Genomic DNA, 6,436 nt, shown 5'->3' with positions numbered 1-6,436 from the left:
ACGGCCAAACTTAATCAGTTGGATCCTGAAAAATACTTGAGAAAAGTATTAACGGAGATTACCAACATTGAGGTATTTGATCCTGAAAGGTTCCGCCAACTTCTCCCATGGAACATCGATCTTACCTCATAAATAAGAAAATAAAAACGATGCATACGCAATAACCTGAGATAATAATACTATCTCGGGCTATTTGTGTACACACCGCTGTTTTAACGACCGCTTACCGTCCACGGAACTAAAATCGTCAATCTCATGCATGATTAGATTATTGATTAAAAAAGCTGCGAATCAAAAATTTCGCAGCTTTTTTACATCCACTTTTCTTTTTTAAACAAAATAATTTCAACTGCAATTATTATGATTGAGCTGATAATTGCAATCAAATAACCGTATTTCCACGTTGTTTCCGGAATGTTGAAGTTCATTCCGTACCATCCCGTAATCAGCGTCAGCGGCATGAAAATCGTTGTCACGATCGTCAAAATCTGCATCACCTTATTTTGTCTGACGTTGATTTTAGCTTGATACGTATCAATAATTTGCGTTGCATATTCGAACATGCTTTGTGCTTCAAGATTCAACCGGCTAAGACGATTTGCAACCATCTGCATGTCGGTTAGATTGATTTCGTCAAGATAATCGACTCCGCTTTCAGCAATATTCGTGACAAGTTCCGTCATTTGTTTGTAGAATCTCATCAAATGCCGCTGTTCTTTTTTGATTTTAAAAATATATTCTTCAAAATCGTGTGGAATTTCCAAAACGTTGTCTGCCATGTTATCTTCAAGCAAATCAAGTTTGCGTTCGCAGTCATTGAAAAAAAAGTCATCACGATAAGTCAAATGATAAATACAGTTCAAAAACGCCTGTGCCAGATTATGGCTCTTTACATTCTGCAATTCAACGCAATCAGCCAAACAAGAAGCCATAATGCCGCTTTTGTCAATGAATATCAAACGTTCTTCAGAAAGGTGATACCGAACAAAAATACCCTTTCCTAGCAGATTACTTCTGTTCAACAATGCCATTGTTCCAAAAATTTCATCGCCAATAATATCGACGGTCGTGTATTTTTCACCGTTAAGCTTGTTCAGCCACAGCTTGACTCTTTCAGAAGCGTTCGATTCCTGATACTCTTCGGGAGTCATGATTACGATTTCAGGATTGTCTTTTTCTCCGCATTCCACGATTTTTTTGTCAATGATTCTGTATTTCAACGGGGCATCCTTTCGGACTTCGAAAGAATTTTCGGTCTCGGCAATTGGATCATCAAAATACTTGATGTTTTTCCAAAAAGATTTCTCATGCGCGTCATTTTCGCCAAAGTAGTAATAAAGGGAAAATCCGCTGCAAATGAAGTAAAAAAACAACTTTTCAAACGTAAAATCTGCCAAGAAAAGCTGCAGAAAAAAACTGACCATCGTCAGTGCCAACATAAAAACACTGACCGCAAAACATACAAAATGCCCGTTTCTTTTCAAGCCCCTCAAAGCCGCGACAAAAATAAAACAAGCCAGCGTCTCATTTGAAAATGCGGCAATCAACTCCGGAACATGAAGCCTTCCCCTGAAAATTTCAGCAATTATCATCAGAAACTCCCCGAGGCAGAGCAATTCGACTATCAAAAAACATGCTTTTCTGTGCTTAAACCTCTTTACAAACATTACGAACCTCGCTTACTTTCCCATCAAAAACTGCATGAAAAGCTTGGCAATGTTAAAATAGATCAAAACCGACGTTAAATCGCTCAAAGTCGAAATAAACGGTCCTGAAGCAACGGCAGGATCGACCCCGATTCGATCCATCAAATTCGGAATGAAGCTTCCGGCAAGATTGGCAACCGTAATGGCACACATCATTGCCATGCCGATTACGAATCCCAAAACGAAATTTTGCTTCCAAATGCCGACAATCAGACAAATTGTCAAGCCTGTAACGAACCCAGTCAAAAGTCCGGTGAAAAACTCTGTCAAAAACTGTTTATACCAAGAAGGTTGATCCTCTTCTTTTTCAGCCAGACGCCTGACGGCAACGGCTAAGCTTTGCGTCCCGGCATTACCGGCAGTCCCCGTGATGGAAGAGATGAAAATCGCCAAAATACTCGCCTCACCGATCATGCTTTCATAATGCGAGATAAGCGTCGTCGTTGACATTCCGAGCAAAAGCAGCACAATCAGCCAAGGAAGGCGATTGACAGCTGCCTTGAGGGGACTGTTCGTCTCTTCGTCCGTGTCAACACCGGCCAAACCGGAGTAGTCTTCCGCAGATTCTTCATCGATGACATCGATGATGTCATCAACGGTAATAATGCCAATCAATCTTCCGTCATAATCCGTCACCGGAATCGCCAAAAAATTATAATCACGAATCGTCTGTGCAACCTCTGCCTGGTCATCCGACACCTGAACGGACATTACCGGCGTCGTCATGATGTCTTCGATCATCTCATCATCGTCATGGGTCAAAAGATCCCTTAACGTCAAAACTCCTCGGAGCTTCTCATTTGAACCGATGACATACACGTAATAAATCGTTTCCGCATCATCTGCTTCACGCTTTATTACGTGCATTGCAGAACGGACCGTTTGATTGCCGACGATTTCGACAAATTCGGTCGACATGATGGCACCAGCAGTCTTATCTTCATAGTGAAGCATTTCTCTGATTTCTGCGGCCTTTTCTTGGGGAATCAGACGCAGATACTTAGCAAGATCTTTCTTTTGAGCATAGGCCAAAATATCAACAGCATTATCGGTATACATCTGATCAATAACGTTAGCCGCATACTGCGGAGTCATTTCTTTGAAATAGTTGACAACTTCTTCAGGCTCTTCTTCAATCGCATCAAACATGTCACCGACTTCTTCGGCCGTCAGATAACGATAAAGCCTCGCCCTTTGCTTTTCAGTCAGATCGGTAAAAATCTGTGCCTGCTCGTATACGTGCAAATCAAGATACTCTTCGCGAAACTGTCTTGCCTTTTGCGCATTGAGCAATTGAATGATGATGTCGCTTTTATCATGGGTTGTTTCGATTGTTTTTACCATGATGCTCACTCTTTCTTATTTTTCTTAATATACCCCTCAAAATCCCGAGGCGGATTGCAATATATTTCAAGCTGCTTTGCGAGAAACGGATGATAGAAGACAAGATGGAAACAATGCAGACCTTGACGCTGCAAAGGAAGAGAATTTTTGCCGTCATAAAGAGTATCTGCTACGAGCGGATGACCAATTGCTTTGCTGTGAACCCTGATTTGGTGAGTTCGACCAGAATGAAGTCTTACTCTGTACAAAGAAGCATCCCTCAGTTTCTTTTCTAAAAAGTATTCGCTTGAAGACGGCTTTCCGTCCTCAGTTATTGTTCGCTTAATCATGCTGCCAGGTTCTCTTCCAATCGGCAGATTGACAAAAAAGTGTTGTCGATTAACTTTACCAGACAGCAAAGCCAAATACTCTTTTTTAATCGAGTGGTCATGAACCTGTTTGTCAATTAACGCATGCGCATATCGATGCTTGGCAATCAAAACAATTCCTGTCGTGTCACGGTCAAGCCTCGTAATTACGTGAACTACCGTATCCTTGATGCCGCGAAGCTCGTAATATCCGACGACTCGATTAACCAACGAATCGTACCGATGTTTTTTATCAGGAGAAGGAATCGTTGCCAAATGCGCTGGTTTGTCAACAATCAAAAAATCTCGATCCTCATAAAGAATTTTAAGCGGCACGTATGACGGAATCACAGGCTCTTTTCTGACCCTTTCAGGCGGCATCGTCAATGTCACGACTGCATTGGGAAAAATCATGTCCAGTTTCCGACCGGAAGTTCCGTCAACGTCAATCGCTCCGCCTTCATGTCTGATTTTTGCCAACAATCCTCTTGAAATCCCCTGCTGTCTCAGAAAAGTTTTTAAATGACAGGGATTCTTTCCTTGATAAACCAAACTAATCTTCATTTTCTGTTCCTATGAAAGCTTCCTGGACTCGTTGCCAAAAATGCATATGACGGTATTTGGCAAAATGAATCCTTTTTTTAGATATCTTATATTGTATTTCAACAATATCACGATTGTGATACGAATCGGAATCGACCGTCAAAACAAAATCGCTTCCTCGCATCGGTCTAAAGGTGATCCAGTCATTTGGAGCAACAATCATCGGAGAACTCAACGTTCTGAAAACACGATTGTTAATTGAGCTAATTTCTGCAATCTGCAAAACTTCGAGATTCGGATGAACCACGGCTCCCCCCAATGATTTGTTGTATGCGGTCGAGCCGGTCGGAGTTGAAACGCACAACCCGTCTCCTCTGAACCTTTCAAACAATTCCCCGCCTAAATACACGTCGGTCGTCATCGTTGAACTGATGCGCTTCAAAGTTGATTCATTCAAAGCAAGGTAATGAACTCGTTTCGGACAGTCTGCATATTTAACGCAAACTTCAAGTAACGGATAGCTTACGGACTGACCGTTATCGGATTCCAAACTAATTACAAGATCATCAACTTCTTCATCACGCCAATCTGTATAAAAGCCCAAATGACCCGTGTGCACGCCAACAAAACGAATCTTGTCAAGACGATTTTCATAGTGATGAAACGCCGATAAAAGCGTCCCGTCCCCACCGATTGAAATAACGACGTCAGGCTCTTTGTCGTCTAAAACGAAATGTCGCTCAGTAAAACGTTTTTCAAGCCTTTGCTTGACGTTTTGAGATTGTTTTCCATCATTTGCAAAAATTGCAACCTTCATGACCGTTTCCTTTCATCGTGATATTCTTTAATCATCTCAAATTGACTTGGGGGCTGCCCCTTTTCAATAAACTTGATCTTGTTGTTGAATAATTCCTGAGCCTCTTGAATTTCTTCACGAATACTAGACATTTCATTATCAAGCAAAAATGCGGCTTCTGCGCTTCTGGCAAGCCTTTCTTTCAGTTCTTTAGGGAACATGCCGCGATATTTGTATCCCAAAGAATGCTCAATCGTTGCCCAAAAATTCATTGCAAGCGTTCTTATTTGAATCTCAACTTTAATGTTTGTCTGCTCATCAAGCAACTGTACCGGATAACAAACGACGATATGATACGATCGATAACCGCTCGGCTTTTGATTCGCAATATAGTCGCGCTCTTCGATTATCTGCATATCACTTCTTTTTCTGATGATGTCAACAACCGTATAAATATCTTCCACGAACTGACACATGATTCTGATACCGGCAATATCCTCCATGTCATCAGCCAAACGTTCCTCTCTTATCTGGCGTCTAACCATTTTTTCTTTAATGCTTGCTACGGGTTTAACTCTTCCCGTAACGAACTCAATCGGGCAGTGTCCTTCTTTTTCAAACTGGCTCCTCAAAGTTCTGAATTTGAGTTTAAGTTCCTTAACTGCTTCTTCATACGGAAGCAAAAAATTTTCCCAGTCTCTCTCCATAAAAACACCGCCTTTCACCTACTTATCAAGTTTAACACAACAACGCAATAAATTGTATGAACAAGATCAGGTAATATCGAAAAATGTTTTAAATAAAAAGATCGTTGAAAAAAGACAAGTTTCAACGTCTTCTAAGATATAAAAACAAGTGGCCGTTTTAAATTTTAATAGATTTCCATAAACTTTATAAAACATAGGAAACCTACGCAACCTCTTTTCAGAACTTGATGTTTTTTTGATTAATTTGAGCAAAATAATTGCAAAATTTCTTTTTTTTGCTAGAGTATAGTTAGAAATAATAATTCAACAAAGTGGAGGAATTGCCTTGCTTGAGTTGTATTTGTTCATTAATCCGCTTGGAAGCACTTGCTACCATGCAGAACAAAACATTTTAAAGCTCGTCGAATTGTCGAAGAGTAAGATTAGATTCAAATTTGTCCCGCTATTGAACATTAACTCAATCTCCTCGATTATGTCGTCGTACGGCATCGATGCTTGTGATTTGAAAAAACGAAATCAGATTTCCCAAGTCTTGTTTCGTTCAGCAATCGATTACAAAGCAGCGATGTTTCAGGGGACTAAACGCGGACGTAAATTCTTGATGACCATCCAACAAGAAATACATGAAAACCACCGCGATTACACGGATGAATTGGTTTTGGAATCAGCTGAAAAAAGCCGTCTCGACGTCGAAATGTTTTTAGCTGATCGCCAATCAGACCTTGCCGTTAAATGCTTCAAACAAGATCAGAAGTTGGCAGCAGATTTAAAAGTTCAAACGCACCCTACGCTTGTAGTCTATAACCTTGCCGGATATGATTGCGGTTTTTCCATCAAAGATTGCGATTCTTTGGAGGCCTTGGAAGATTTGCTCCTGTCAAATGATCCTAAGGATTTTATCTGTGATGATGCACGCGGTGCTTTGAAGAAAAATCTTCATACGAATCTTCATCCCCTTTTCAAACAAAAATAAGCTTGAAGGCAATGTCTTCA

At 40.6% G+C, this 6,436-nt stretch carries 7 protein-coding genes; 2 read left to right on the top strand and 5 right to left on the bottom strand.

What is annotated here, in order from left to right; translation table 11 throughout:
* Nucleotides 1-132 (top strand): transposase domain-containing protein (locus BMZ95_RS08090; protein ID WP_143454990.1); only part of this gene is annotated, 132 nt, incomplete at its 5' end.
* Nucleotides 133-311: 179 nt separating this feature from the next.
* Here the strand turns inward: BMZ95_RS08090 and BMZ95_RS08085 are convergent.
* From BMZ95_RS08085 to BMZ95_RS08065, 5 genes are all read right to left on the bottom strand, one after another.
* Entirely contained in the window at nucleotides 312-1,592 is a 1,281-nt protein-coding gene (locus tag BMZ95_RS08085) for a magnesium transporter CorA family protein (RefSeq protein ID WP_225354901.1), read from the bottom strand.
* A gap of 87 nt (nucleotides 1,593-1,679) precedes the next feature.
* Nucleotides 1,680-3,050, bottom strand: coding sequence for a magnesium transporter (mgtE, locus tag BMZ95_RS08080; protein ID WP_014073275.1), 1,371 nt, complete (start codon nucleotides 3,048-3,050; stop codon nucleotides 1,680-1,682).
* Between the two features lie 5 nt (nucleotides 3,051-3,055).
* Nucleotides 3,056-3,961, bottom strand: coding sequence for an RluA family pseudouridine synthase (locus tag BMZ95_RS08075; RefSeq protein ID WP_014073274.1), 906 nt, complete (start codon nucleotides 3,959-3,961; stop codon nucleotides 3,056-3,058).
* Complete coding sequence (locus tag BMZ95_RS08070) at nucleotides 3,951-4,757, bottom strand: NAD kinase (protein WP_014073273.1); 807 nt, start codon at nucleotides 4,755-4,757, stop codon at nucleotides 3,951-3,953. The genes BMZ95_RS08075 and BMZ95_RS08070 overlap by 11 nt, the downstream gene beginning before the upstream one ends.
* Nucleotides 4,754-5,443 (bottom strand): GTP diphosphokinase, encoded by a 690-nt coding sequence (locus BMZ95_RS08065; protein ID WP_014073272.1) that lies wholly within the window; start codon nucleotides 5,441-5,443, stop codon nucleotides 4,754-4,756. The genes BMZ95_RS08070 and BMZ95_RS08065 overlap by 4 nt, the downstream gene beginning before the upstream one ends.
* A 325-nt stretch (nucleotides 5,444-5,768) precedes the next feature.
* Here BMZ95_RS08065 and BMZ95_RS08060 point away from each other — a divergent pair, with 325 nt between their 5' ends.
* Nucleotides 5,769-6,416: a ClpXP adapter SpxH family protein gene (locus BMZ95_RS08060; protein WP_014073271.1), complete on the top strand. Its 648-nt coding sequence runs from the start codon at nucleotides 5,769-5,771 to the stop codon at nucleotides 6,414-6,416.
* The last annotated feature ends 20 nt before the right edge of the window (nucleotides 6,417-6,436 follow it).

The organism is Ligilactobacillus ruminis DSM 20403 = NBRC 102161 (assembly GCF_900113455.1).
In the GTDB taxonomy this organism is placed as follows: Bacteria; Bacillota; Bacilli; order Lactobacillales; family Lactobacillaceae; genus Ligilactobacillus; species Ligilactobacillus ruminis.
The sequence above is the reverse complement of the archived record's forward strand: the minus strand, read 5'-3'. Positions and strand labels throughout refer to the sequence as shown.

Bases quoted from the DNA above. Each gene is read 5' to 3' on its own strand.
- BMZ95_RS08085 (WP_225354901.1), bottom strand. From the start codon at position 1,592: ATGATAATTGCTGAAATTTTCAGGGGAAGGCTTCATGTTCCGGAGTTG.
- mgtE (WP_014073275.1), bottom strand. From the start codon at position 3,050: ATGGTAAAAACAATCGAAACAACCCATGATAAAAGCGACATCATCATT.
- BMZ95_RS08075 (WP_014073274.1), bottom strand. From the start codon at position 3,961: ATGAAGATTAGTTTGGTTTATCAAGGAAAGAATCCCTGTCATTTAAAA.
- BMZ95_RS08070 (WP_014073273.1), bottom strand. From the start codon at position 4,757: ATGAAGGTTGCAATTTTTGCAAATGATGGAAAACAATCTCAAAACGTC.
- BMZ95_RS08065 (WP_014073272.1), bottom strand. From the start codon at position 5,443: ATGGAGAGAGACTGGGAAAATTTTTTGCTTCCGTATGAAGAAGCAGTT.